The organism is Paenibacillus sp. EKM301P (genome assembly GCF_011800295.1).
Lineage (GTDB): Bacteria > Bacillota > Bacilli > Paenibacillales > Paenibacillaceae > Paenibacillus > Paenibacillus polymyxa.
On sequence record NZ_JAALFM010000003.1, the window covers coordinates 657,222 to 682,680 of the forward strand.

Below are 25,459 nucleotides of genomic sequence, written 5' to 3' on the forward strand. Positions count from 1 at the left end.
ATTGCTACCATGACGCAAGCTGATTTCTTATTCACCATGATCCACTTTCTCTGCTCAAATGGTTTCCGAATTTTGCTCGCCAGCGCTGGACTTTGAGCGCAGCACTTTCTTCATATTCTTTTCGAACTTGGCACGCGGAATCAGCACACTATGCTGGCATCCGACACATTTGATTCGAATATCCATCCCCATCCGGATAATTTCCATCTCGTTCGTTCCACATGGATGAGGCTTCTTCATCTGCACAATATCCCCTAGTTCAAACGACTTACGCTCCACCCTTCTCTCCCCCTTTTCTTCCTGACTCATCTTCTTTTTCAAGGGTGATCGCCGTCTCCAGTGCGGCCTGACGATGTTCCTCGTCCTCTAGAGCCCTCTTGATATTATTCTGAATATCACGCTCTACCAAGGCCCCTGTGTTCGGCATACATTCCGCCACAACCCGTACGATATACTCTGATGTAGTCATGGACTGAACGCCTAACACATCCGGCATATTAAGTATCTGCGCATTGGACTCTTCGATGCCTTGGATCGCCTGCTTTACCAAACTGACGGCTTCCTCCAGACTACGCTCCGCCTTCATCGGCACATCTACCACCGCCAACGCGTTGGACATAGAGAAGTTCGTTACCGTCGTAATGGAGCCGTTCGGTAAAATATACACCTCACCTTTCCAGCTCACCAGCCTGGTTGTACGCAGCCCAATCATTTCTACCGTCCCCTTGAAAGTTCCCGTCTGAATGACGTCTCCTACGGCAAATTGATCCTCAAAAATAATAAAGAATCCGGTAATTACATCCTTAACCAAGCTCTGTGCCCCAAAACCTACAGCCAACCCAAGCACTCCAGCTCCAGCAATCAGAGGGCCTAGATTTATACCCATTTGCGATAGCACCAGCATAATCAAGATGAAATTGAACACAATATTTGTTACATTTTTCAGCAGTTCGCCCACAGTCGTTAACCGTCTGGTATTCAATCGGAATCTGCCGTTATCTCCCTTTTGCTCCATCGACTTATCTATAATTTTATTAATAACTCGAATAAAGATACGTGTAATGATGAAAATAATTACGATTTTCAAAACCACAAACAAAAAGGTAGACCACATCGCACTATCTGTAAGCCATTTCCATACAGCATCCTTCCAATGAATCGCACCTTGCACTACGTCATCCGTGTCTAAATTACCGGCCAACCAATGTATAAAGGTCATGCTGTACTCCTCCTCAAACCAGGGAACTACTCTTACTATTTCCCACATTCTATTTCCTATCTATATAAGCATATCTCCCGACTTCAAACATACGACTATGAATAATCTACTTTTCCCGAGTATAAAAACGCAAGTTTATCCATATACTAGCTACTATCTTGAGAATAATTGTTACCCGCAGGCCAAGTGAAATCTTAAAAGTAGGCGAGCACAACCTGCACGCTCCATTACAGGACGAAAGGGAGATTCCATGACTCATTCTGACTTCATTCCGGGGCAAGAACCCCTAAGCTTAAAAATATCACACACCGATCCCGGGATCCAATCAGCCATCATCCATCGTTTGCTGTTCCATCTGCATCAGGCACGGAGTCTGCAAAATATCGTCATCATTTGCATCGGCACCGATCGTTCTACTGGAGATTGCCTTGGTCCGCTCGTTGGTACCCATTTGTCACGCTATAAAAGCCCCCTGTTTAACTTGTATGGGACATTAGATGAGCCTGTACATGCTATGAACCTTCAAACGACGCTGAACGGCATACATGACCGATACGAACAGCCTTATATCATTGGGATAGACGCATGTCTTGGACAAACCTCCAGTGTTGGATGCATTCAGGTTGCAGAGGGTCCTCTCAAGCCTGGAGCAGGTGTAAATAAAGAATTACCGCCGGTCGGCGATATCCATTTGACTGGTATCGTTAACGTCGGCGGCTTCATGGAATACTTTGTGTTGCAAAATACGAGACTAAATTTGGTCATGAAATTATCAGATATCATAGCTAGTAGCTTATACTCCGCAATTAAGGAGTGGCATTACCGGTCTGTCCTACTTGCTGCGCAAGAGTAATAGCTTCTTTCTCTTCAGGTGATAAGGAATAAGAAGATTGTCCTGCTTCCAGAGGCTTGGCATACACATATGAGCCATCCCGGTTATAAATACCGGTCAATACTATTCCGTCCTGATTATCGTCTACAATAGCCAGAGAGAAGCTTAGATCGCTCCCTCTCTCACCAAAGGCATTATAGCGTTTGATGCCTATATGTCCCTTCAAGCCAGTCAGTTTGCTGCGTAGTGATTTCATACTTGCACGGTGGGCTTCCTGCTCATCTTCAATCGTGTCCATCTGTACCTTTAAATCAATCAGCAGCGTCTCCAAATTCTCTACCCCGCTGCCTGCCATCATGGTTTCATACTTTCGCCGCATCTTCTTTAGCTTTGATCCCTGTACAATAACAACAATCAACAGGATAAGCAAAATAAGCACGATCCCTGCAACAATACCAGCAAGCTGCTCCATGATTAGTCCATTCAATTCAGCCATATGTTTGTTTCTACCCCTCTACCTCAAAAATCATGTTACTGCTTTGCTTACCTTTTATTTTAAACGTTTGAGAACAGCGAGACAAATAACACAAGGCTATTAGTTTATCCATCAAAACCATTCTAATTCCTGCAATTCCAGACAAAGCAAAGACATATCTCACTTTCCATTTCACTCAAGGAGACATGTCCATATTTTTACAGACTACTGTAATAGCTCCAGTAATCTTTCCAAATCCTGCTGGCTGTAATAATTCAATTCGATTTTTCCTTTATCTTTATTGTGCTTGATCTTTACAGTTGTTTTAAAACGCTCGCGCAGGGACTCTTCCATATGGTCAATATAGGGGTCCTTTTTTCGCACCTTGGCTTTAGCTTTTGTTTCTCCAGGCTTATGATCCAACTGTTGTACGGCTTCCTCAAGTTCACGAACGCTCCACTGTTGCTCAATACATTGCATGGCCAGCTGTTTTACCATGTCTGGATCTTTGAGCCCGACAATTGCTCTAGCATGCCCCATAGACAATGTTCCACGTGAAACATGATCCTTAACCTCCTCAGGCAATGCGAGCAAACGGAGAAAATTGGCAATGTGTGAACGTGATTTTCCCACTTTCATGGACAACTCTTCCTGAGTTAAAGAAAACTGATCCATTAACCCCTGATAAGCCACCGCCACTTCCATTGCATTTAAGTTTTCACGCTGCAAATTCTCAATCAGGGCAATCTCCATTACCTGCTGATCTGTAAAATTGCGAACAACCACAGGTATGGTTGGATTCCCGCAAAATTGAGAGGCCCGAAACCGTCTTTCCCCGGCTATAATCTCATAACCTCTCAAGACACTACGCGCAATAATGGGTTGGATAACACCGTGCTGACGAATGGATTCCGCTAATTCCTTAATGGACTCCTCATCAAACGTTTTCCGAGGCTGGTATGGGTTCGCCCGCAACTGACTGAGCGGAATGTCAACAACCTTATCCTCGTCACTGACTGTAAGGGAGGGAATAAGTGCGTCCAGTCCCTTTCCCAACCGTTTACTCATAAGATACCACTTCCTTTGCCAACTCAATATATACCTCTGCCCCACGAGACCGGGGATCATACGTAATAATGGACTGGCCATGTGATGGTGCTTCGCTGAGTCTCACGTTGCGTGGAATAATCGTCTGATAAACTTTGCTTTGAAAATATTTTTTCACTTCTTCAATCACCTGAATACCCAAGTTCGTGCGGGCGTCAAACATGGTTAGCAATACGCCCTCAATTTGCAATGAGGTGTTTAGATGTTTTTGCACTAATCGCACGGTATTCAACAATTGGCTTAATCCTTCCAGCGCGTAATATTCACATTGGATTGGAATAATGACTGAATCGGAAGCCGTCAAGGAATTGAGCGTCAAAATCCCCAGTGATGGAGGGCAATCAATTAATATATAATCGTAATTATGCTTGACGAGTTGAAGTGATCTTTTTAATCTCAATTCGCGAGAAATAGTTGGTACCAGCTCGATTTCAGCACCTGCTAATTGGATGGTTGCCGGGATAATATCCAATCCCTCAACCTGTGTACTGATAATCGCCTCGCTAGGGTCAACTTCGTTAATGAGTACATCATAAATACAATTTGCCACATCCGCCTTATTGATACCCACACCGCTAGTTGTATTACCTTGCGGGTCGATATCCACGAGCAATACCCTTTTGCCGAGGGAAGCAAGTCCGGCGCCCAAATTCACGGAAGTAGTCGTTTTGCCTACTCCGCCCTTTTGATTGGCTACGGCTATTATTTTTGACACTTCATTCACCTCATAATTTAATCGGAATCCTGCTACGTTCCATGATTGCAAAAGCTCTATGAAGACGTTACTTAGTCCTTAACTTACGGATAACGGCAATTTCAAAATAGAATACGAGTATGCTGCGGTTTTATGTTGGCGTTAGACAGAAAAAGCGGCAATTGCTGCCGCTGTACGCTTCATCCCTTACTTACGTTTGGGAATTTGAATGACAATCTCATAGTGATCCTCATGATCAGATTCCTTTGTTTTGATATCCAACCCTGAGCCAGACACCATATCAATGGATTGACGAATCGTATTCAGCGCAAGCCGGACATCCTTGGTAAAGGAAATCCGCTTAGATTTCTTAATCGTGGATACTTGTTTATAGAAGGCAACTCGTGCCTCTGTTTGCTTCACATTGAGTTCCTTAGCAATCACTTCATCTAAAACCTTGTACTGTAGCTCTTCGGTCTCTAACGACAATAATGCACGAGCGTGACGCTCGGACACCTTCCGCTCCATTAGAGCCTCTTTCACTCTCTCCGGCAAATGAAGCAGCCGTATCTTATTAGCAATAGTGGATTGGCTTTTGCCAAGTCGCTGAGCGAGGCTTTCCTGGGTGAGTTGATGCAGGTCAATCAGCTTTTGATAAGCTACAGCCTCTTCAATCGCAGTTAGGCCCTCCCGCTGAAGATTCTCAATCAACGCGATGGATGCAGCTTGTGAATCATTAAACTCACGAACAATGGCTGGAATCGTCTCCATACCCAGCTTGGTGACAGCTCTCCAACGACGTTCCCCTGCTATAATTTCATATTGTCCATTACGGAAACGAACGACAATCGGTTGAATTACACCATGCGTCTTAATAGTCTGGCATAGCTCATCAATCTTTTCGTCGTCAAATATGGTGCGGGGCTGATAAGGACTGCTGACAATATCCCGAACTGGAATTTGTTTTATTTCGTCCCCATTGGAGCGCTCCGTCAAACCAAATAGCTTGGAAAATTGTTCTTTCATTCCGTATAATACCACCTAATTTCATAATAGCACCATACAAACAGCGCTTCGTGAAAAACAGTTCCTTACGGGGATTGTAGACCCTTCTATATGAAACAGCGCCGTAAGCGGGTACACTCCACGTACTCCCCTGACAAATTTGTTGTCCCACTTCCCTATATGTATATCTGAAATCATGGGTACGGGAAGCAGCCAACTTACACTAAAACGATTATCTCTATTCTATCACTTTTCCAGTCATAATCCTATCGTCTCTAACAGCTTTTCAGAAGGATAAAAGAATAAATTATGTAGAGGGCATTCGGCAAGGAGTCATCTTAAGCAAGGAGTTTATAAACCATAAAAAAGTGAATGTTTCACGTGAAACATTCACTTTTTTTCAAACATTTACACTAAAGGTGTTTTCAAAGGAGTACCTGGCTTACGCGGGTATTTCCGTGGTGTAGCTGCTCTTTTTTCAATAATAATCATATGTCTGGCTGCATCCTCAACAGGTAGCTGAAAGGCCTGAACATGCTTGATTTTTCCCTTTAGCTCTTTCAAACTGTAGGAGGCTTCCCTGATTTCTTCCGTTGGGTCGCTACCCTTCATCGCTGCAAAGTGGCCCCCCTCACGGACAAAAGGAAGACAAAATTCATTTAGTACCGCGAGACGGGCAACGGCTCGAGCTGTGACCAGATCATAGCTATCACGATATCCTGCTTTGCGCCCCAATTCCTCTGCCCTGCTGTGAATCAGTTCGACATTTTCCAGTCCCAACTGCTCTACAACATGAGCTAAAAATTGTATGCGTTTGTTCAATGAGTCTACAATGGTCAATTGAATATGTGGAAAGCATATTTTCAAGGGAATCCCAGGAAAACCAGCACCTGACCCAATGTCAGCCAGGCTCCCCACATCATTTAACGGAACATAAAAGGCAAGTGAAACAGAATCGTAAAAATGCTTGGTGTACACTGCATCTCGCTCAGTAATGCCCGTCAGGTTCATTTTTTCATTCCATTCGACCAGCACACGGTAATACGTTTCAAATTGCTCTAACTGACTGTCATTAATCACAATGCTATGCTCTGCCAGCCGCTGCTTAAACTGCTGTTGTATCGCGTCCATTAAGATCCCCTCGCTGCCGTTACACGGTTATAGTGCTCCAGATAAACCAACAAAATGGAAATATCCGCAGGAGTTACACCGGAGATACGGGATGCCTGACCAATGGACATCGGACGGATCTTCTCAAGTTTCTGCTTGGCTTCAATGGCCAAGCCTTGAACTTCATTGTATGCGATATCCTCTGGAAGCTTCTTCTTCTCCATCTTTTGCAGGCGTTCTACATGCATTAATTGCTTTTCAATGTAGCCCGCATACTTAATTTGGATTTCTACCTGTTCTTGCTCTTCCTCAGTAAGAGCTACAGGTGAAGGTGAAATTTGTGCCACTTGTGCATAGCTGATCTCAGGTCGACGCAGTACTGTTAACAAATTACTGCCGTCCTGTATCGGTGCAGATCCGCCTTGCTCCAGCATCTCATTTACATCAACCGGACGAACTTTAGCTAAGCGCAAACGCTCAATTTCTTGCTCTACCTTTTGTTTTTTATCCAAAAAGCGCTCGTATCGTTCGTCAGTAATCAGACCAATATCATGCCCGATCGGAGTCAATCGAAGATCCGCGTTATCATGCCGCAACAACAGACGGTATTCTGCACGGGATGTCAGCAAACGATATGGCTCATTTGTACCCTTTGTCACCAGGTCGTCAATCAGAACCCCAATGTAGCCTTGAGAACGATCCAGTACGACGGGCTCTTTTCCCTGCACCTTGCGAGCTGCATTAATCCCAGCCATAATTCCTTGACCCGCAGCTTCTTCATAACCGGATGTCCCGTTAATCTGACCTGCTGTGAACAAGCCAGGTACTTTTTTCGTTTCCAAAGTAGGCCACAACTGAGTAGGTACCATCGCATCATACTCAATAGCGTAACCGTTACGCATCATTTCTACCTTTTCCATCCCTGGAATGGTACGCAGTACTGCTAATTGCACATCCTCTGGCAAGCTTGTTGACAAGCCTTGAACATAGTATTCAGATGTGTTTTTACCCTCAGGCTCCAGAAAGATTTGGTGCTTCGGCTTATCACTGAAACGCACCACTTTATCTTCAATAGAGGGGCAATAACGTGGTCCCGTTCCTTCGATCAGACCAGAGAACATCGGTGCACGATGCAAATTATCATTAATAATCTGATGTGTTTCCACTGAAGTATACGTCAGCCAGCAAGGCAACTGCTCATTATCCGAGGACTTCGTTTCATAGGAGAAGAACTTCGGCTGGTCATCGCCTGGCTGTATTTCTGTTTTGCTAAAATCAATCGTATCCTTATGCACACGTGGTGGCGTCCCTGTTTTAAAGCGAACGAGATCAAACCCAAGCTCTCTCAAATGTTCAGAAAGTCTCAGCGAAGGCTGCTGATTGTTCGGACCACTCTCATACATCAGCTCACCCATAATGATTTTTCCGCGCAGATAGGTGCCCGTCGTCAGGACAACTGCTTTACTACGATACTCTGTGCCCGTCTTCGTAATCACACCTACGCATTGGCCGTCTTCTATAATCAGCTCTTCAACCATGCCTTGACGTAAGGTCAGATTCGGTTCTTTCTCCATCGTTTCCTTCATCGCATGCTGATAAGAGAACTTGTCTGCTTGTGCGCGCAAGGCATGCACGGCAGGACCCTTACCAGTATTTAACATTCTCATTTGAATAAATGTCTTGTCGATATTCCGACCCATTTCGCCACCCAATGCATCAATTTCCCGTACTACATGACCCTTTGCGGGACCACCAATAGACGGGTTGCAGGGCATGAATGCGACCATATCCAAGTTAATTGTGATCATCAATGTACGACAGCCCATCCGTGCCGCTGCCAAAGCCGATTCTACGCCCGCATGGCCCGCACCGACGATGATCACATCATAGTCGCCTCCTTGATATCCCATACCTCTCTTGCCTCCTTATACATTCGAGTCTTCACCCCGAATATGCTCTTGTGTATCTATAACGATAGCAGGCTTAAAACAGCCATGCTTGAATGTTCTACTTGCCCAGACAGAATTGTGAGAATATTTGATCTATTAACGCATCATGCGCAGTATCGCCTACAATCTCACCCAAATGCTCCCATGCCAGCCTTACATCAATCTGGATCATGTCAATTGGAACAAATTGATCAGCGGCCTCATAGGCATCTACCAGCGATTGGCGCGCTTTCTTCAGCAAAGCAATATGCCGTACATTGCTGACATACGTCATATCCGCTGATTCTAGCTTGCCGCTAAAGAATAAATTCGATATAGCCTGCTCCAACCGATCTGCTCCCTCATTTTCCTTCACAGACATTGGCACAATAAGCTCTTCAGGAACATAGCGCAGCAACAAATCCCGGTCTATTTGGGCCGGTAAGTCCATTTTATTCATAATAACAATCGCTTGTCTACCGCGGATTTGTTCCATTAATGCCATTTCATCCTCGTGCAGTGGTTCGTTGGCATTCATAACGATGAGCAACAGATCCGCTTCACTAACTGCCGTTCTTGAACGCTCTACCCCGATCCGTTCCACGACGTCCATCGTTTCACGAATTCCAGCTGTATCCAACAGCTTGAGCGGAATATTATTAATCGTCACATACTCCTCGATAACGTCACGGGTCGTACCCGGAATATCGGTCACAATCGCCCGTTCGCCCTGAGCCAACGTGTTAAGCAGCGACGATTTGCCTACATTCGGCCTTCCGACAATCGCTGTAGTCAGCCCTTCACGCAAAATTTTCCCCTGCTCCGCTGTATGCAGCAGCCGATCAATTTCCGCTATAACCTGGCTGCTTTTATCCTTGATTAACTCAGACGTAAAGGATTCTACATCATGCTCAGGGTAATCAATGTTCACTTCAATATGAGCAAGTGTCTCGACCAAAACATGACGCAAACGACGAATATTCTGGGACAGCTGCCCATCCACCTGCTTCAGAGCCATCGAAAAGGCTTTATCCGATTTGGAACGAATTAAGTCAATAACGCCCTCCGCTTGACTCAGGTCAATACGACCATTCAAAAAAGCGCGTTTCGTAAATTCACCTGGCTCAGCCAGACGTATATTTTGCAGCAGTAACAAATCCATCACCCGTTTAACGGCTACCACTCCGCCATGAGTGCTGATCTCTACCACATCTTCTGTTGTAAAAGAGCGTGGTGCCCGCATCACTGTAACTAAAACTTCCTCCACCTTCTCTTGGCTTTGAGGATCTATAATATGTCCATAGTGTACCGTGTGCGTTGGAGCCTTACTTAAGGGCGTTTTACTACGGAACAAAGCCTCCACTTCCGTGACCGCTTCTGGACCGCTGACCCGCACAACTGCAATGCCGCCCTCGCCGACAGCCGTTGCAATGGCAGCTATGGTATCGCTCAGCATATCGTTTCTACCTCCTATCAAGTAAAAACGGCATTGCCGCCCTTCATCAAGGACGGCACCCGTTTCAGTGTGAAATATAAGAAAAAAAGCAATGGCTTCTGCAGCTTGCAGAGAGCCATTGCGTCGGATTATTTCTTAGCAATGACAACGCGCCGATTAGGCTCGTCCCCCTTGCTGTATGTTCTAACCAGCGCATGCTGCTGGAGCTTGGCATGAATCAGCTTCCGCTCCTGGGACGGCATTGGCTCCAGTACCACTTCCTTGCCGTAACGAACAGCCTGGTTCGCTAATCGTTCCGCCAAATCCTCCAGCGTTTTCCGCCGACGTGCACGAAATTGCTCGGCATCCAGCACAATTCGGATAAATTTATCAGAATGACGGTTAGCAACAATATTCGTCAGGTACTGCAATGCATCTAATGTCTGTCCTCTGCGGCCAATCAGCATACCGAGCGATGGACCGGAGATATCCAGTGTACTTTCATCCTTGCGATGACGGACATCGACTTCGACGTCGAGTCCCATTCCTGCAGCTGTTTCACGGATGAAACGCACCGCCTCTTCATAAGGATCTATATGTCCCCTGGATGCTTCCATGTTCATCTGTGCTTCCTGCGCAACAGACCCAGCTTGTGATACAGCCTGTCCCACGTCAGAAGGTGCTTGAGCCGATACATGAGGTTCAGCCGTGTGTGTGGTTTCAGGAGACGGCTCAGAAAGCAGCGTAAGCTCCACCTTCGCCTTTTTGACCCCTAGCCACCCCAGGAATCCTTTTGACGGCTGTTCCAACACGTTTACGGTTACCCGTTCACGGCTTACTCCCAGCTGGGAGAGTCCTTGTCTTACAGCATCTTCAACGGTTTTTCCTGATGTCACGACTTTGGTCATCTCGACTTTTTAGCCCCCTTCGTGTTTTTGCCGCCTTTTTTCTTACTATTATTAGAGGAACCTGTTTTCGCGAGACTCGCTGTTTTTACATTAGCCAATGCTGCGTCCTTATCATTATTCCGATAAAGGAAATAGTTTTGAACAATCGTGTAAATATTACTGAAAAACCAGTACAACGGCAAAGCAGACGGGAAGTTATACGACATGAATAGAATTAGCACCGGATAGACATACAGCAAAAATTGCATAGGTCCTTGCTGCGGTGTCGGATTCATTTTCATCATCATCCAAGTTTGGACAAAAGTCGTAATCGCTGCTAGAATCGGCAGGATAAAGAAGTGATCCGGTTTACCTAACTGGAGCCACAAAAAGTCATGATCCCGCAATGCCGAGTTATAATAAATGGCATTATAAAGCGCGATGAAAATGGGCATCTGTACTAACAAAGGCAGACAGCCCGCCATTGGGTTAACCTTGTTTTCTTGAAACAATTTCATCGTTTCTTGCTGGACTCGCTCAGGTGTATCCTTGTATTTCGCTTGAATTTCTTTTAATTGCGGCTGAATAGCCTGCATTGCTCTGGAACTGCGTACTTGCTTGAGTGTAAGCGGCAAAATAATAGTACGCACAATGATCACCAGAATCAGTACGGCCAGGCCATATTCTCCAGAGAACCATTGGGCAAATGTATCCAGCGCATACGAAAACCAGTAAACGACATATCTTTGCCACCAAGATCCATTGGCCAAGTCTGCCGTCGTGTAAGAATTGTGAGCCGCCTGGGTACATCCGGACAGCACAGCAACAAGTGCCAATAAGGCAATCAGGAGGAACCATTTTCCTCGTTGAGTCTTCAAACGCGACACTTCATAACCCCTTTCTTAACCAATCCATTCCAACGTAAATCATACCATATCCTGTAGGACAAAGATACTGACTATCGGCGCGTAGACTTGAGCAGCGAGGCTTTGCGCAAAACGTGCAGCACGCTTTTCTCCAGCTCTTGATACGACTTAGTAACCGCACCCTTACGAACGATAAAAATCAGGTCAATCTGCTCCACCAATTCCTGCTCATGATGGCGCACGATTTCCTTAACGATCCTGCGCATCCGGTTGCGTACAACTGCATTGCCGATCTTCTTGCTAGCCGAAATTCCGACGCGGAACTGCTCTACCTCTCTGCGGCGGAACCAGTACACCACAAACTGATGGTTGGCAAAAGATTTGCCATGGCGGTATACGCGCCCAAAGTCCGCCCGGTTTCGTAGACGCAATTTTTTTTGCACGGCGCTTCTCCTTGCTCATTTCTTTTACACATATCGGTAAGCAATCCTTACCTCTTATATAGTAAGAAGTATGGACAATATTCCAACATGGTAATCTCGCTTATTTTATATCCGTTTTCAATAACTTCATCTAATATAGAGCAGGATGTAGGACTTGTCCCTCTTTTTACACTACATTTCTACAATAGAAGAAGCATCCGATCCATAAATACTTCAATTATGAAAAAAAAGACCACCGTAGTGGTCTTTATGCACGCATTACGCACTCAATACTTTTCTACCTTTTTGGCGACGAGCTGCCAAAACTTTACGGCCATTCTTCGTGCTCATTCTTTTACGGAAGCCGTGAACTTTTTTACGTTTGCTGACATTCGGTCTGAAAGTCGGTCTCATTGTGCTGCACCTCCTTACAAGGAATACGTTTTATATGGAATATACCTAACATAGCAATCTCCACAAAAAACACCTTTGTACATTTAACCACAAATAGCGGTCAAAGTCAATGTACTTCTGAATTCTCTCCCTCTTTTTCACATTCACAAGCCCTCTTCCTCTTTTTGCATCACCCACTCTACTCTTTTCTATCCCTTTATTCCCAATTTTTTCGTTTCTTCTCCTTGATCAACATTCATCAGCATTTTACTGTAGCTTACGTTCCTATTCTAAAAACTGCCTTTTTTTCATCTATTCATTTACGACTTCAATCCACGCCGTTTCAAATCCCCACTATCAGTTTCGTCAAAAATATTGTCGGAAACGTTACCGGAAATTTTCAACACAAAAACAACCCGGTGTAACCAAAAGGCAACGGATGTTATACACAGATCCACAAAAAGAATGGAATTGTGATTTAAATGGTCATAACCTGTGCATAACATTTTAGAGCAAAAAAGAGTTATTGTCGAAAACTGAACAAATTATAAACAATATCTTGTGTTGTGAATAAAAATTGTACACAACAGATTGAATTTGTGGATAAATAACCACGAGTCATTGAAATACAAGGCTTCTTTTGCTATGATGATATTACTTTTGAATGTGAATATGTTGTTTTACCCTCCATATTATCAACACCCTGTGGATAAAGTTGTGAACAAGTTCAATTTATCCATCTTTTTATTTTTGTGCGGATTCGGGATTCTGGGGATATATTCTACATTTTTCATTTGATTTCGACATATTGCAGTCCCGTTTTGGCCTGCGGGATTAAGAGAACGGATCGTGCCGCACATTCCCTCCTGAGAAATATCGCCTTTCTTCTGCTGATCAGCAGTGGAATTTTCCAATACTATTTTTCAGGGCATTTTGTGCTGCGTTCTCTCACTACACTGCCGCATGATTTAGGCGGCGGTATGTCTTTTTATGGCCTTCAACAATATTTTTGTGATTTTAGGCGTTTTGCCGAAGCGCCGAGAGCAGCTCTCTGCAGCTTAATTCGGCAAAATGTCAGGATTTAAAAGGAGTGACGTCTGTGGACAGCCATACCTCTGAACTATGGCAGCAAATTCTATCCATCATACAAACCAAGCTGAGTAAGCCGAGTTACGACACTTGGTTTAAGGCTACCAAGGCAGCGAAACTAAATGACCACTCCATTGTGATTTCTGCACCGACAACTTTTGCCGTGGAATGGCTTGAAAGCCGCTATACCAAGTTAGTCGGAGCAACGGTTTATGAGATTTTGGGCAAACATTTAGAGGTCAAGTTCGTTATTGAAGAGAACAAGCCCGCCGAGGTTGACCTTCAGCAACAACCTCAGCAGCAGCCGGTCGTTCAAGAAGAAGCTGTATCCCATATGCTGAATCCCAAATATACATTCGATACATTTGTCATTGGATCGGGGAACCGTTTTGCCCACGCGGCATCGCTGGCCGTCGCCGAGGCGCCGGCCAAAGCTTACAATCCGCTGTTTCTATACGGTGGTGTAGGTCTGGGGAAAACGCATCTGATGCATGCTATCGGTCACTATATTTTGGAGCATAATCCGACCAGCAAGGTCGTTTATTTATCGTCGGAGAAGTTTACGAACGAGTTCATTAATGCCATCAGGGACAACCGCGGAGAGAGTTTCCGGAATAAATATCGCAACATTGATATTTTGCTCATTGATGATATTCAATTCATTGCGGGCAAGGAATCGACGCAAGAGGAATTTTTCCATACGTTCAACGCGCTTCATGAGGAACGCAAGCAGATTATAATCTCAAGCGATCGACCGCCTAAAGAAATTCCAACGCTGGAAGAACGGCTACGCTCTCGCTTCGAGTGGGGACTTATTACGGATATTCAACCGCCGGATTTGGAGACGAGAATTGCTATTCTTCGGAAAAAGGCGCGGGCAGAAAACCTGGATATTCCTAATGAGGCCATGATGTATATTGCAAATCAAATTGATACAAACATCCGTGAGCTGGAGGGGGCGCTCATTCGCGTTGTCGCTTATTCTTCCTTAACCAATCAGGATGTATCAAGCCATCTCGCGGCTGAGGCGTTAAAGGATATTATCCCATCCAGCCGTCCAAAAATGATCACGATTCAGGATATACAGCATCAAGTCGGGGAATTTTATAATCTACGACTGGAAGATTTCAAAGCACGTAAGCGGACGAAGGCTGTAGCTTTTCCACGGCAGATTGCCATGTATCTTTCCCGTGAGCTAACCGACTATTCTTTGCCGAAAATCGGCGAAGCTTTTGGTGGTCGTGATCATACAACTGTCATTCATGCGCACGAAAAAATCTCCAAATCCATTCAAGTGGATCAGGATCTATTTAAAGTTATCAACAACCTAATAGAAAAAATCAAAAATCCAACCTGAACAAGTTCAGAGCCTATACACAATTTATACACATGTGGATAGGCTTGATTTTATTAGGGTTACAGATAGTTATCCACATATTCAGTGCGCCTATTACTATTACTAATATATTTTAAAGATATACATCACCTATATAAGGCCCGCGTCAACGCGTGCTTGCAGGATTAAAACCCGTAGGAGGAACTTATGAAGATTAGCATTCTGAAAAACGTTTTGAACGAGGCTATACAACATGTATCCAAAGCGATATCCAGTCGGACCACGATTCCAATTCTGAGTGGTATTAAGCTGGATGTGAATCACCAGGGAGTCACACTGACCGCTAGCGATACAGACATCTCTATTCAATCCTTTATTCCGATGGAGGATGGTGACCAAACTGTCGTTCAGATCGAACAACCTGGCAGTGTAGTGCTGCCCGCTAAATTCTTTGTAGAAATTATTAAAAAGTTGCCGTCTCAGGAGATCCGCATGGAGGTAAAAGACCAATTCCAAACCTTTATCTCATCCGGTGCTACTGAAATTCAAATCGTTGGTTTGGACCCTGAGGAATTCCCGGTGCTTCCCAACATTGAAGAAAATCAAGTCATCTCTGTGCCAGGTGATTTGCTTAAAAATATGATTAAACAGACGGTATTCTCCATCTCTACCCATGAAACGACACCTATTTTGACGGGTGTATTGTGGAATCTGGCTGAGGGTGAATTAAAATTTGTCGCCACGGACCGCCACCGCCTTGCCACCCGCAGCGCTCATTTGGAGACCTCTGAAGGCTTGCGTTTTAGCAATGTTGTCATTGCAGGTAAAACACTCAATGAGCTGAGCAGAATTATTCCGGATCAAAATATGCTTGTGGATATCGTCGTAGCGGACAATCAGGTATTATTTAAGGTGGATCGTGTGTTATTTTATTCTCGCATCTTGGATGGCACCTATCCTGATACTTCTAGAATTATTCCGACTTCCTACAAAACAGAACTGGTTGTGGACACAAAAAGTTTGAGCGAGTCTATTGACCGTGCTTATTTGTTGTCCCGTGAGGAAAAAACGAATATTGTGAAAATGCAATCGTTGGAAAACGGTGATCTAGAGATTTCCTCCAGCTCATCTGAGCTTGGTAAAGTGCGTGAGGAAGTAAATGTGTCTAAATTTGAGGGAGAGCCACTCAAAATCTCGTTCAACTCCAAATATATGCTCGACGTGCTGAAGGTGATTGACAGCGAGCAGCTGACGATTGCTTTTACTGGCATTATGAGCCCCATTATTTTAAAACCGGCAGATTCCAGCAATGCGCTGTATATCATCCTGCCATATCGCACAACCAACTAGCGTCACCCACCCGAACAAGCGAAAGGATGAACAGGCCTTGAAACCAATATCTATACAGACCGAATACATCAAGCTCGATCAATTTTTGAAATTAGCCGATTGTGTATCCACAGGAGGCATGGCTAAAGCCCTGCTGCAGGAGGGACAAGTCCGCGTTAATGGTGAGCCAGAAGAACGTCGGGGGAGAAAATTGTACCCAGGCGATACCGTAGAAGTAGAGGACATTGGACGTTTCGAGGTTACGGCAGGAGCATGATCGCCTGAACGGCAAGGACTCCTTTTAGGTGCGGAATAACAAGGGGGACCCTATGTGTTTGTGAACAACATTGTTTTGCAGCAGTACCGGAACTATCAACAGTTGGAGCTGAATGAATTCGGGCCCGTTAATTTGCTGATCGGACAAAATGCGCAAGGCAAAACGAATCTGGTTGAGGCGATTTTTGTATTGGCCTTGACTAAAAGTCACCGAACGTCCCGCGATAAGGAATTAATTTCTTTCGGGGCTACTTCCACCCATCTAGCTGCCGATGTGGATAAAAAATACGGGAAAATCAGATTGGATCTCTCGTTATCCACACAAGGCAAAAAAGCAAAGATCAACGGGCTAGAGCAGCGAAAGCTGAGCGATTTTATCGGTTCGTTAAACGTGGTCATGTTTGCGCCCGAGGATCTGGAAATTGTCAAAGGAACACCGGGGGTTCGCCGCCGGTTTCTTGACATGGAAATCGGACAGGTTGCGCCAGGATATTTGTATCATTTGCAGCAATATCAGAAAGTGCTGGTTCAGCGAAATAATCTGCTCAAGCAAGCTTGGGGTAAAGATATGGCGTCCGTGCAGCTGATGCTGGAGGTATGGAATGAGCAACTTGTTGAGCATGGTGTTAAAATTGTAAAAAAGCGGAAACAATTTATAACAAAGCTACAAAAATGGGCCCAAGCCATTCATGAAGGGATTGCAGGGGGGACAGAAGAGTTAAAATTAACCTATGTTCCCTCCTTCGGTGAGCCAGAGGAAGAAGATGAAGCTGTCTTATTGGAGCGATTTATGATAAAGTTATCCCAAATGAGGGAACAGGAAATCCGCCGTGGCATGACTTTGGCGGGACCCCATCGTGATGATTTGGCCTTTGCCATTAACGGCAGAGAAGTGCATACGTATGGCTCTCAGGGGCAGCAGCGGACGACGGCCCTGTCTTTGAAGCTGGCCGAAATAGAATTAATTCATGAGGAAATTGGGGAGTATCCTATCCTGCTACTGGATGATGTATTGTCTGAGCTGGACCCCTATCGTCAGACTCAGCTGATCGAGACTTTCCAAAGCAAGGTACAGACCTTTATCACGGCAACCGGGATTGAGACGTTGAACGCAGAACGACTTAAGGGTGCCCATATTTATCACGTCCACGACGGGCATGTGGAACACTAAGGAGTGAGTGACCGCTATGTATATTCATCTGGGTGGAGAAAAGATCATCCGCTCGTCCGAGCTTGTGGCTATTTTCGATATCTCGATTGAAAAATCCTCTAAAATCTCCAAACAATACGTGAACCACGCCCAACAGCAAAAGCATGTCGAGATGATTGGCGAAGAGGAAGCCAAGTCCATCGTAGTGACTCAGAATACGGTGTATTATTCCCCCATCTCCTCAACAACACTCAAAAAGCGGGCAAACCAGTTTGTTGCCAATGCTTAACCATAGAAATCTATAGAAGTAGGTGAAAGGCATGTCTATGAATCAACCGTCTTATGATGCAGGCGAGATTCAGGTCCTCGAAGGCCTGGAAGCGGTTCGGAAACGTCCTGGGATGTATATTGGCTCCACGAGCGCCAAGGGGCTCCATCATCTGGTCTGGGAAGTTGTGGACAACAGTATTGACGAAGCGCTGGCGGGTTATTGTAACAGCATTCAAGTTGTCGTTCACAAAGATAATAGCATTACCGTTACAGATAACGGCCGCGGTATTCCGGTAAGTGAACACGCCAAAATGAAAAAATCAGCGCTGGAAGTCGTAATGACCGTACTTCACGCAGGTGGTAAATTCGGAGGCGGAGGGTACAAGGTGTCTGGTGGTCTGCACGGGGTTGGTGTATCCGTGGTGAACGCGCTCTCCAGCAAAATGATTGTTCATGTTAAACGGGATGGACATGTATATGAGCAGGAATACCATCGTGGTGCCCCACAGTATGATGTCAGAGTCATCGGTGACACCGAAGAGACAGGTACCCAAACGACCTTCTATCCGGACGAACAAATCTTTACCGAAACGACCGTATATGACTATGATACGCTGCAGACGCGGATTCGTGAGCTGGCTTTCCTGAACAAAGGCATTGCAATTAGCTTGACCGATGAACGGACAGGCGCCAGCGATACATTCCACTATGAGGGTGGAATCAGTGAATATGTGCAGTTTCTGAATCAAAAAAGAGAAGCCCTGCATGAACAGCCGATTTATGTCGAAGGCTCTCGTGACATGATTCAAGTCGAAGTTGCATTGCAATATAACGACAGCTATACCGAGAATATTTATTCTTTCGCCAACAATATCAATACTCATGAGGGCGGAACTCATGAATCAGGTTTCAAGAGTGCATTAACCCGGATTATTAACGATTATGCACGCAAAAATGGCTTGATTAAGGACAACAATGCCAATTTGACTGGTGACGATGTACGCGAAGGTTTGACAGCGATTATCTCCGTCAAAATTCCTGAACCACAGTTTGAGGGTCAGACTAAAACAAAGCTTGGCAACAGTGAAGTTCGAGGAATTGTCGAGTCCCTGTTCGCAGAGAAACTTCAGGAATTTCTGGAGGAGAACCCGTCCGTCTCCCGCCGTGTAGTTGATAAATCGTTACAAGCAGCTCGTGCCCGGGAAGCAGCACGCAAAGCGCGTGAACTTACACGTCGCAAAAGTGCGCTGGAAATCAGTTCGCTCCCAGGTAAGCTGGCGGATTGCTCCTCTAAGGATGCTTCGATCAGTGAACTGTACATCGTCGAAGGTGACTCAGCAGGGGGATCGGCCAAGCAGGGGCGTGATCGTCACTTTCAAGCGATTTTGCCAATTCGCGGTAAGATCCTGAATGTGGAAAAGGCACGCTTGGACCGTATTTTGTCCAGTGATGAAATACGGTCAATGGTAACAGCAATGGGTACAGGGATTGGAGATGATTTTGACATCAGCAAAGCCCGTTACCACAAGGTTATTATCATGACAGATGCCGATGTCGATGGTGCTCATATTCGCACATTGTTGCTGACATTCTTCTATCGCTACATGCGCAAAATCATTGATGCAGGCTATATATACATTGCTCAGCCACCACTATTCAAAGTTGAGCGTAACAAAGTTGTGCGTTATGCGAACTCTGAAGCGGAACGTGACGAGATCATCAAGGAATTTGGAGAAAATGCGAAGTACAATGTACAGCGCTATAAAGGTTTGGGTGAGATGAATGCGACCCAACTTTGGGAAACCACGATGGACCCAGAGAGCCGTACAATGCTGCAGGTAACTGTCAGTGACGCGATGCTGGCTGATACACTGTTCAATACCTTAATGGGTGACAATGTAGAGCCTCGCCGTGACTTTATCCAAGAACATGCGAAGTACGTGAAAAACCTAGATTTCTAATGTGTGTTATTCCATCCTGATGGCTATGTTATCTGTTCATTAGGGTTGTATAAGCAAGAGTGTACAAGGGGCGCCCAAATGGGCGTCCCTTTTCTTGTCATTAACCAGCCCGGATGGATTTGAATATTTAATTTCAATGTTTTAGGCCTTTTTCTTAGAGCGTACAGGTTTACCTGTGGATGCCGTATACCGGCCGTAGCCTACTGCATATCTGAATATTTTATGATAGAGGCTTTTATTTGGGAGGGAAGCGAACACTTTGATGGCTGGTCTTGTATTGACCTCCAAAATCCATGGATAGTTTTGCTGGTCCAATCCCACATCTAACCCGATTTCCCTTAAACGAGGGTATCTTTTTTGTAGCTGCCAGGCTACTCGCTCGCCCATTTTCGATAATTTTTGCTCCAGTCGTACGGCTTCCTTTACATCCATATATGGAGCCACCAGTTCATTGAAAAAACGCGTTGTCCCACCGCTGTGATGATTGGTGACGACTTTGTCAGGAGCAGCTACACGTCCTACAATAAGCGTTGTTTCCCAGTGATGTCTCAAGTTCATCTGGGTCAATACCCTCAGATCGAAGGGACGGGCTTCATGCTGAAGAAGAGGAATTCCGCGCTGTATCAGATATGGACGTTTCTTTATACGAGAAGAAACCACCCTATGCAGCTCATCCAGGCTTTCAAAGGTGAGGATATCTACTTCATAGCGAAGCACATACCAAGTTCTCTCCTCGATGATTCCTTCTTCTGTCGGCGGAAGCTGCTCTGTCTGCCTTTCTGCACGCATAACCCCTTTGCCATAGGTACCATTATCCGGCTTAATATAGACAGTTCCATACACCGCCAACATTTCATTCAGATGCTCAAACGTGTACAAACGTGTTTCCGGTATATAAGCGGCCAATGTCGGATGGGGAAGAATGGCATTTGTTTTGGCCCACTTACTGGATACTCGCTGAATAGACAAGTATTCTCATCCCTTTCTTTTCGAATTATGAGTCATGTACCTGGAATTCACACCCTTTAACAAAACAAGGGAAACTAAAGGACAAGCGCGTAAAACAATGATATAATAGAGAAATACGGCGTTTTTCGGAATTTTGCTAAGTAGAACCCTGACCGTATACGTATTGTATGTGGAAAAGGCCCTTAGGGTGGGGGCTAATCCCCAGTTCAGGGGAATTTGTTATAATCAGGGCTTGTAAGTTGTACAAGAAAATAGCAATCTGCTACAGGCAGAAGGGGAATGACGAGGGTTTTACGCTGTAAAGAGGACAAATGCGTTTAATTGTGCTCTTTTTGTGAAAGTAATATAATTATACAGATGAGGATTTCAGCCAAAATCCTGCGCAAGGAGCGGAGTATATAGGCAGTGTCTTGTTAGGCTTTTCACATAGAGAGCGCTGTATTGAAGGATGAGAAGGAGGACCAGCATGGCGGATCAAAATAACTCGCAAATCATCAATAGGGATATCGGAGTGGAAATGCGCGAATCCTTTATGGATTATGCCATGAGTATTATTGTTAGCCGTGCCTTGCCTGATGTGCGGGACGGACTGAAGCCGGTACACCGTCGTATTCTGTACGCGATGTCCGAGCTAGGCATGTCGCCAGATAAGCCTTATAAAAAATCGGCAAGAATCGTCGGTGAAGTTATCGGTAAGTATCACCCTCATGGTGATACGGCTGTATATGATACGATGGTGCGGATGGCGCAGGATTTTTCCTTGCGTTATATGTTGGTGGATGGACACGGTAACTTTGGCTCCGTGGATGGAGATATGGCAGCAGCAATGCGTTACACTGAAGCACGGCTGTCCAAGATTGCCATGGAAATGCTCCGTGATTTGAACAAAGAGACCGTTGATTTTATGCCTAACTACGATGGTGAAGAGAACGAGCCTGTCGTATTGCCTGCACGTTATCCTAACTTGCTGGTTAACGGTGTCGGCGGGATTGCAGTTGGTATGGCAACCAATATTCCACCGCATAACTTGGGAGAGGTTATCGATGGTGTACAAGCACTGATCGAAAACCCTGACATTACGCCGATGGAACTTATGGATTACATTCAAGGGCCCGATTTCCCGACAGCAGGTTATATCTTAGGTCGCTCAGGCATTCGTCAGGCGTACCAGACTGGCCGCGGGTCTGTGACTATGCGTGCAAAGACCACCATAGAGGAGATTGGCAATAAAGCACGGATTATCGTGCATGAGCTGCCTTACCAAGTGAATAAGGCTCGTCTGGTCGAGAAAATTGCTGAACTAGTACGTGACAAGCGTATTGAGGGCATTACGGATCTTCGCGATGAATCCGACCGTACGGGTATGCGTATTGTGATCGAGTTGCGTAGAGATGTGAACCCGAACGTCGTTCTGAATAATTTGTTTAAACATACGGCCATGCAGTCCAATTTCGGTATCAATATGCTTGCGATTGTAAACAATGAGCCGAAGATTTTGAACCTGAAAGATGTCTTGTATTATTATCTCAAGCATCAGGTTGAGGTTATTCGTCGTCGGACAGAATTTGATCTGAAAAAAGCCGAAGCTAGAGCACACATTCTGGAAGGCTTGCGTATTGCTCTTGACCATCTGGACGAAGTTATTTCCTTGATTCGTTCTTCCCAAACTGCAGAAGCAGCCCGTGAAGGACTGATTGAGCGTTTCTCACTGACTCTTGAGCAGGCTCAGGCTATTCTCGATATGCGTCTGCAACGCTTAACCGGTTTGGAACGTGAGAAGATCGAGAACGAATATAACGAGCTAATTCAAAAGATAATGGAATACCGCGAAATTTTGGCGAATGAGCATCTGGTACTCAACATCATTAGCGAAGAGCTGAATGAGTTGAAAGGACGCTTCGCCGATGAACGTCGCACTGAAATTACAGTGGGTGAAGAAAGTATTCTGGATGAGGATCTCATTCCGCGTGAAGACGTTATTATTACTGTAACCCATACTGGATATATCAAACGCCTCCCTGTTACTACGTATCGTAGTCAAAAACGCGGTGGTCGTGGTGTAGTAGGTATGGATACCAAAGATGAGGACTTCGTAGAGCATCTGTTCATTACGAATTCACATCATCATTTGTTATTCTTTACGGACAAGGGCAAGGTATACCGGATTAAGGCCTATGAGATTCCGGATTTAAGCCGGACAGCTCGGGGGACACCGATTATTAACCTGATTCAGATTGAGCAGGGTGAGTCGATCAATGCAGTAATTCCAATTGAGGAATTTGTGGAGGATAGTTATCTATTCTTTGCGACCCAGCATGGGATTATTAAGAAAACACCTCTTGATGACTATGCGAATATCCGCAAAGGCGGCCTGATTGCCATTAATTTGCGTGAAGATGACGCCCTGATCGAAGTGAAGCTGACTGATGGACAGCAGGAAATGATTATCGGTACAGCACAAGGTATGTCTATCCGCTTCCCTGAAAGTGACGTACGATCTATGGGGCGTAGCGCTACAGGAGTTAAAGGGATTAGTCTTGACGAAAGCGATGCTGTAATCGGCATGGATATCGTCAATACCGACCTGGATATTCTGATCGTAACGGCCAAGGGTTATGGCAAACGTACCCCTGCTGTGGATTATCGTATCCAGAGCCGTGGAGGCAAGGGGATCAAGACGATTAACGTTACCGATAAAAATGGTCCAGTGGTCGGCCTCAAGGTAGTAAAAGCCGAAGAGGATTTGATGATTATTACAGCTAGTGGCACCTTGATCCGGACTAGCATGGGGGAAATCTCCACGATGGGTCGGAATACGCAAGGGGTAAGATTGATTAATATTCGCGATGATGATTCGGTTGCAACGGTTTGTCGGGCGAACAAGAATGAGGAGCAAGATGAACTGCTTGAGGATTTATTAGAGGATGGAGGAACTGGTGAGGAGCCAACTCTGTCATCTGCTGAACCAACTCTTGGAGCGAATGCAGAAGATACGGAAGGTAACGGTTCAGAATCTTCTGGGGACGAATAAGCCCTGAATATAGAAGCAACAAATTTAGATTGAAGAGACTCTCTGGCTATTTGGTCAAGAGAGTCTTTTTTTCTTGTTCAGGTTGATCACAATTCAGACTAGCACGTTTTAAATGGCATAAAATGAATGTACAGGATCATTTCCAAGTAATATAATGACATCATAACTGGCAGCTGGAGCAGCTGTTGTGAGAACAGAGAGGTTGACCATGACAACTGTACCCGTATCCGAATTAAAAGCAGGACTTAAATTGCAAAGCGACGTTTTTACTGAAATGGGCAGCCTGCTGCTACCGAAAGGGCGTATTTTGCTACCACGTGACTTAGAGATTTTAGAGGCGTTCCTGATTCAACAAGTAGAGGTAGGGACGGATGATATTGCAAAATCCAGTAGCGAGCCTACCACTGTTCGATCTGGGACAGCTGAATCGCAGGGAGCTTCGTTAGATGGGCGAGATGAAGCCGAACAATTCCAGGATGAGTATGACAAAATGGTGATGCTTGTTAAGAATGCGTTTCAATCCGTACTTGTCTCTAATTTATCTATATATGAGTTGCGCGGACAACTGGAGTCCTTGCTGGCACATATCCAACGCTATAATGTAATGACCTATACTCCGCCTGCTATGATCGAAGTGGACTATATTTTTCACAATGCCGTGCTAACCTCCCTTACCTCTTACTCCATTGCACAATGGATTGGGTTGCCTCAAAAGGATTGGATGCAGGTGGCTTTTGCCGGATTGCTTCATGATATAGGGAATGCTAAGATGGACCCGTCCATTCTGTACAAGCCCTCCCAACTAACACGAGAAGAGCAAGAAGAAGTACGCCTCCATACATCACTAGGATACCAAATGCTTAAAAATGTGAAGGCTATTAACGAAGGTGTACGTTTGGCAGCTCTTCAGCATCATGAGAAAGTGGACGGTACTGGATATCCATTGCGCCTTAAGGGAGAGCAAATTCATATATACGCTAAAATCGTAGGGGTGGCTGATGTATTCCATGCCATGACTCTAGAAAAAACATACCGACCTGCCCAATCGCCTTATCTGGTTCTAGAGCAAATTAAATCAGAATCATTTGGAAAGCTGGACCCAAGTGTCGTGCAAGTCTTCATTCAAAAGCTAACCCAATTTAATAATGGGACCAAGGTGCGTCTGAATGATAACCGTACAGGGGAAATTATTTTTGCTGATCGAGATCACCCGACTCGTCCGTTGATTCAAGTAGAGGGGGAGATCATTAACCTTATGCTTCAAAGAGAGCTTTATATCGAGTGTATTGTTACTTAACTGGGTCTTTTCAAAAAAAATAGTTGCGCAATATAGTGAAGATATGATATATTCTTTATTGTCGCTTCAAGTGTTGGAATAAAGAAGCGAAAAACACTTTTAAAAAAGTGTTGACACAAACCTGAATAACATGATATACTATAAAAGTTGCTGAGGGGAACGAGAGTTGCTCTAAAGCAAACAACGAATGTTTGATCTTTGAAAACTGAACAACGAGTGAGTAAAATGATTTTGTTCGCAAAATCAAACAATGAGATATTTTATCTCGTCAGTTTCAAAATGAGCTAATCGCTCTTTCTATAACCAACTTCGGTTGGTCTTTAATGGAGAGTTTGATCCTGGCTCAGGACGAACGCTGGCGGCGTGCCTAATACATGC

The 25,459-nt window shown here is 45.0% G+C and carries 23 protein-coding genes and 1 rRNA gene; 10 read left to right on the plus strand and 14 right to left on the minus strand.

Annotated elements, in window-relative coordinates:
- Window positions 1–54: 54 nt before the first annotated feature.
- Window positions 55–279 (minus strand): DUF951 domain-containing protein, encoded by a 225-nt coding sequence (locus tag HFD99_RS11235; protein ID WP_016822452.1) that lies wholly within the window; start codon window positions 277–279, stop codon window positions 55–57.
- On the minus strand, window positions 269–1,219 hold the full coding sequence (locus HFD99_RS11240) for a mechanosensitive ion channel family protein (RefSeq protein WP_019689092.1): 951 nt from the start codon (window positions 1,217–1,219) through the stop codon (window positions 269–271). Before HFD99_RS11240 ends, HFD99_RS11235 begins: the two co-directional genes overlap by 11 nt.
- Before the next feature lie 250 nt (window positions 1,220–1,469).
- Between HFD99_RS11240 and yyaC the strand changes: the two genes are divergently transcribed.
- Window positions 1,470–2,072 carry a spore protease YyaC gene (gene yyaC / locus HFD99_RS11245; RefSeq protein ID WP_019689093.1) on the plus strand — a complete coding sequence of 201 codons (603 nt, stop codon included), beginning with the start codon at window positions 1,470–1,472 and terminating at the stop codon, window positions 2,070–2,072.
- Here the strand turns inward: yyaC and HFD99_RS11250 are convergent.
- The 11 genes from HFD99_RS11250 to rpmH form a co-directional block, all read right to left on the minus strand.
- The gene (locus HFD99_RS11250) at window positions 2,026–2,547 is read right to left on the minus strand and encodes a DUF4446 family protein (RefSeq protein WP_016822449.1); all 522 of its coding nucleotides are present in this window, start codon (window positions 2,545–2,547) and stop codon (window positions 2,026–2,028) included. The two genes, yyaC and HFD99_RS11250, sit on opposite strands and share 47 nt — an antisense overlap.
- Before the next feature lie 204 nt (window positions 2,548–2,751).
- Entirely contained in the window at window positions 2,752–3,594 is an 843-nt protein-coding gene (locus tag HFD99_RS11255; protein WP_016822448.1) for a ParB/RepB/Spo0J family partition protein, read from the minus strand.
- Window positions 3,587–4,348 (minus strand): ParA family protein, encoded by a 762-nt coding sequence (locus HFD99_RS11260; protein WP_013373915.1) that lies wholly within the window; start codon window positions 4,346–4,348, stop codon window positions 3,587–3,589. The genes HFD99_RS11255 and HFD99_RS11260 overlap by 8 nt, the downstream gene beginning before the upstream one ends.
- A 186-nt stretch (window positions 4,349–4,534) precedes the next feature.
- Complete coding sequence (noc, locus tag HFD99_RS11265; RefSeq protein WP_013373916.1) at window positions 4,535–5,353, minus strand: nucleoid occlusion protein; 819 nt, start codon at window positions 5,351–5,353, stop codon at window positions 4,535–4,537.
- Window positions 5,354–5,740: 387 nt separating this feature from the next.
- Window positions 5,741–6,463, minus strand: coding sequence for a 16S rRNA (guanine(527)-N(7))-methyltransferase RsmG (gene rsmG / locus HFD99_RS11270; protein WP_044786764.1), 723 nt, complete (start codon window positions 6,461–6,463; stop codon window positions 5,741–5,743).
- On the minus strand, window positions 6,463–8,352 hold the full coding sequence (gene mnmG, locus HFD99_RS11275) for a tRNA uridine-5-carboxymethylaminomethyl(34) synthesis enzyme MnmG (protein ID WP_016822445.1): 1,890 nt from the start codon (window positions 8,350–8,352) through the stop codon (window positions 6,463–6,465). The genes rsmG and mnmG overlap by 1 nt, the downstream gene beginning before the upstream one ends.
- A 97-nt stretch (window positions 8,353–8,449) precedes the next feature.
- A complete protein-coding gene (gene mnmE / locus HFD99_RS11280; protein ID WP_019689096.1) occupies window positions 8,450–9,826 on the minus strand; it encodes a tRNA uridine-5-carboxymethylaminomethyl(34) synthesis GTPase MnmE in 1,377 nt (458 codons plus the stop codon).
- Window positions 9,827–9,954: 128 nt separating this feature from the next.
- Window positions 9,955–10,713 carry an RNA-binding cell elongation regulator Jag/EloR gene (gene jag, locus HFD99_RS11285; protein ID WP_016822443.1) on the minus strand — a complete coding sequence of 253 codons (759 nt, stop codon included), beginning with the start codon at window positions 10,711–10,713 and terminating at the stop codon, window positions 9,955–9,957.
- On the minus strand, window positions 10,710–11,579 hold the full coding sequence (locus HFD99_RS11290; protein ID WP_016822442.1) for a YidC/Oxa1 family membrane protein insertase: 870 nt from the start codon (window positions 11,577–11,579) through the stop codon (window positions 10,710–10,712). Before HFD99_RS11290 ends, jag begins: the two co-directional genes overlap by 4 nt.
- 71 nt (window positions 11,580–11,650) lie before the next feature.
- Window positions 11,651–12,001 carry a ribonuclease P protein component gene (gene rnpA, locus HFD99_RS11295; protein WP_013373922.1) on the minus strand — a complete coding sequence of 117 codons (351 nt, stop codon included), beginning with the start codon at window positions 11,999–12,001 and terminating at the stop codon, window positions 11,651–11,653.
- 258 nt (window positions 12,002–12,259) lie between these two features.
- Window positions 12,260–12,394 (minus strand): 50S ribosomal protein L34, encoded by a 135-nt coding sequence (rpmH, locus tag HFD99_RS11300; RefSeq protein ID WP_007433250.1) that lies wholly within the window; start codon window positions 12,392–12,394, stop codon window positions 12,260–12,262.
- A gap of 1,078 nt (window positions 12,395–13,472) precedes the next feature.
- Here rpmH and dnaA point away from each other — a divergent pair.
- The 6 genes from dnaA to gyrB all read left to right on the plus strand — a co-directional run bounded on the left by dnaA (window position 13,473) and on the right by gyrB (window position 19,784).
- The gene (gene dnaA / locus HFD99_RS11305) at window positions 13,473–14,819 is read left to right on the plus strand and encodes a chromosomal replication initiator protein DnaA (protein ID WP_013368644.1); all 1,347 of its coding nucleotides are present in this window, start codon (window positions 13,473–13,475) and stop codon (window positions 14,817–14,819) included.
- 186 nt (window positions 14,820–15,005) lie between these two features.
- Entirely contained in the window at window positions 15,006–16,148 is a 1,143-nt protein-coding gene (gene dnaN, locus HFD99_RS11310; protein WP_016822441.1) for a DNA polymerase III subunit beta, read from the plus strand.
- A 37-nt stretch (window positions 16,149–16,185) separates the two neighbouring features.
- A complete protein-coding gene (gene yaaA, locus HFD99_RS11315; protein ID WP_016822440.1) occupies window positions 16,186–16,404 on the plus strand; it encodes a S4 domain-containing protein YaaA in 219 nt (72 codons plus the stop codon).
- Between the two features lie 54 nt (window positions 16,405–16,458).
- Complete coding sequence (recF, locus tag HFD99_RS11320; protein WP_016822439.1) at window positions 16,459–17,574, plus strand: DNA replication/repair protein RecF; 1,116 nt, start codon at window positions 16,459–16,461, stop codon at window positions 17,572–17,574.
- 16 nt (window positions 17,575–17,590) lie between these two features.
- Complete coding sequence (remB, locus tag HFD99_RS11325) at window positions 17,591–17,842, plus strand: extracellular matrix regulator RemB (RefSeq protein ID WP_007433255.1); 252 nt, start codon at window positions 17,591–17,593, stop codon at window positions 17,840–17,842.
- Between the two features lie 31 nt (window positions 17,843–17,873).
- Entirely contained in the window at window positions 17,874–19,784 is a 1,911-nt protein-coding gene (gene gyrB, locus HFD99_RS11330; RefSeq protein ID WP_016822438.1) for a DNA topoisomerase (ATP-hydrolyzing) subunit B, read from the plus strand.
- A 141-nt stretch (window positions 19,785–19,925) separates the two neighbouring features.
- Here the strand turns inward: gyrB and HFD99_RS11335 are convergent, their stop codons facing one another.
- On the minus strand, window positions 19,926–20,753 hold the full coding sequence (locus HFD99_RS11335; RefSeq protein ID WP_016822437.1) for a YheC/YheD family protein: 828 nt from the start codon (window positions 20,751–20,753) through the stop codon (window positions 19,926–19,928).
- Between the two features lie 466 nt (window positions 20,754–21,219).
- Here HFD99_RS11335 and gyrA point away from each other — a divergent pair, with 466 nt between their 5' ends.
- From gyrA to HFD99_RS11350, 3 genes are all read left to right on the plus strand, one after another.
- Window positions 21,220–23,784 (plus strand): DNA gyrase subunit A, encoded by a 2,565-nt coding sequence (gyrA, locus tag HFD99_RS11340; RefSeq protein WP_016822436.1) that lies wholly within the window; start codon window positions 21,220–21,222, stop codon window positions 23,782–23,784.
- A gap of 208 nt (window positions 23,785–23,992) precedes the next feature.
- Window positions 23,993–25,081 (plus strand): HD-GYP domain-containing protein, encoded by a 1,089-nt coding sequence (locus HFD99_RS11345; protein WP_090889282.1) that lies wholly within the window; start codon window positions 23,993–23,995, stop codon window positions 25,079–25,081.
- 320 nt (window positions 25,082–25,401) lie between these two features.
- Window positions 25,402–25,459 (plus strand): 16S ribosomal RNA (locus tag HFD99_RS11350); the annotation flags it as partial.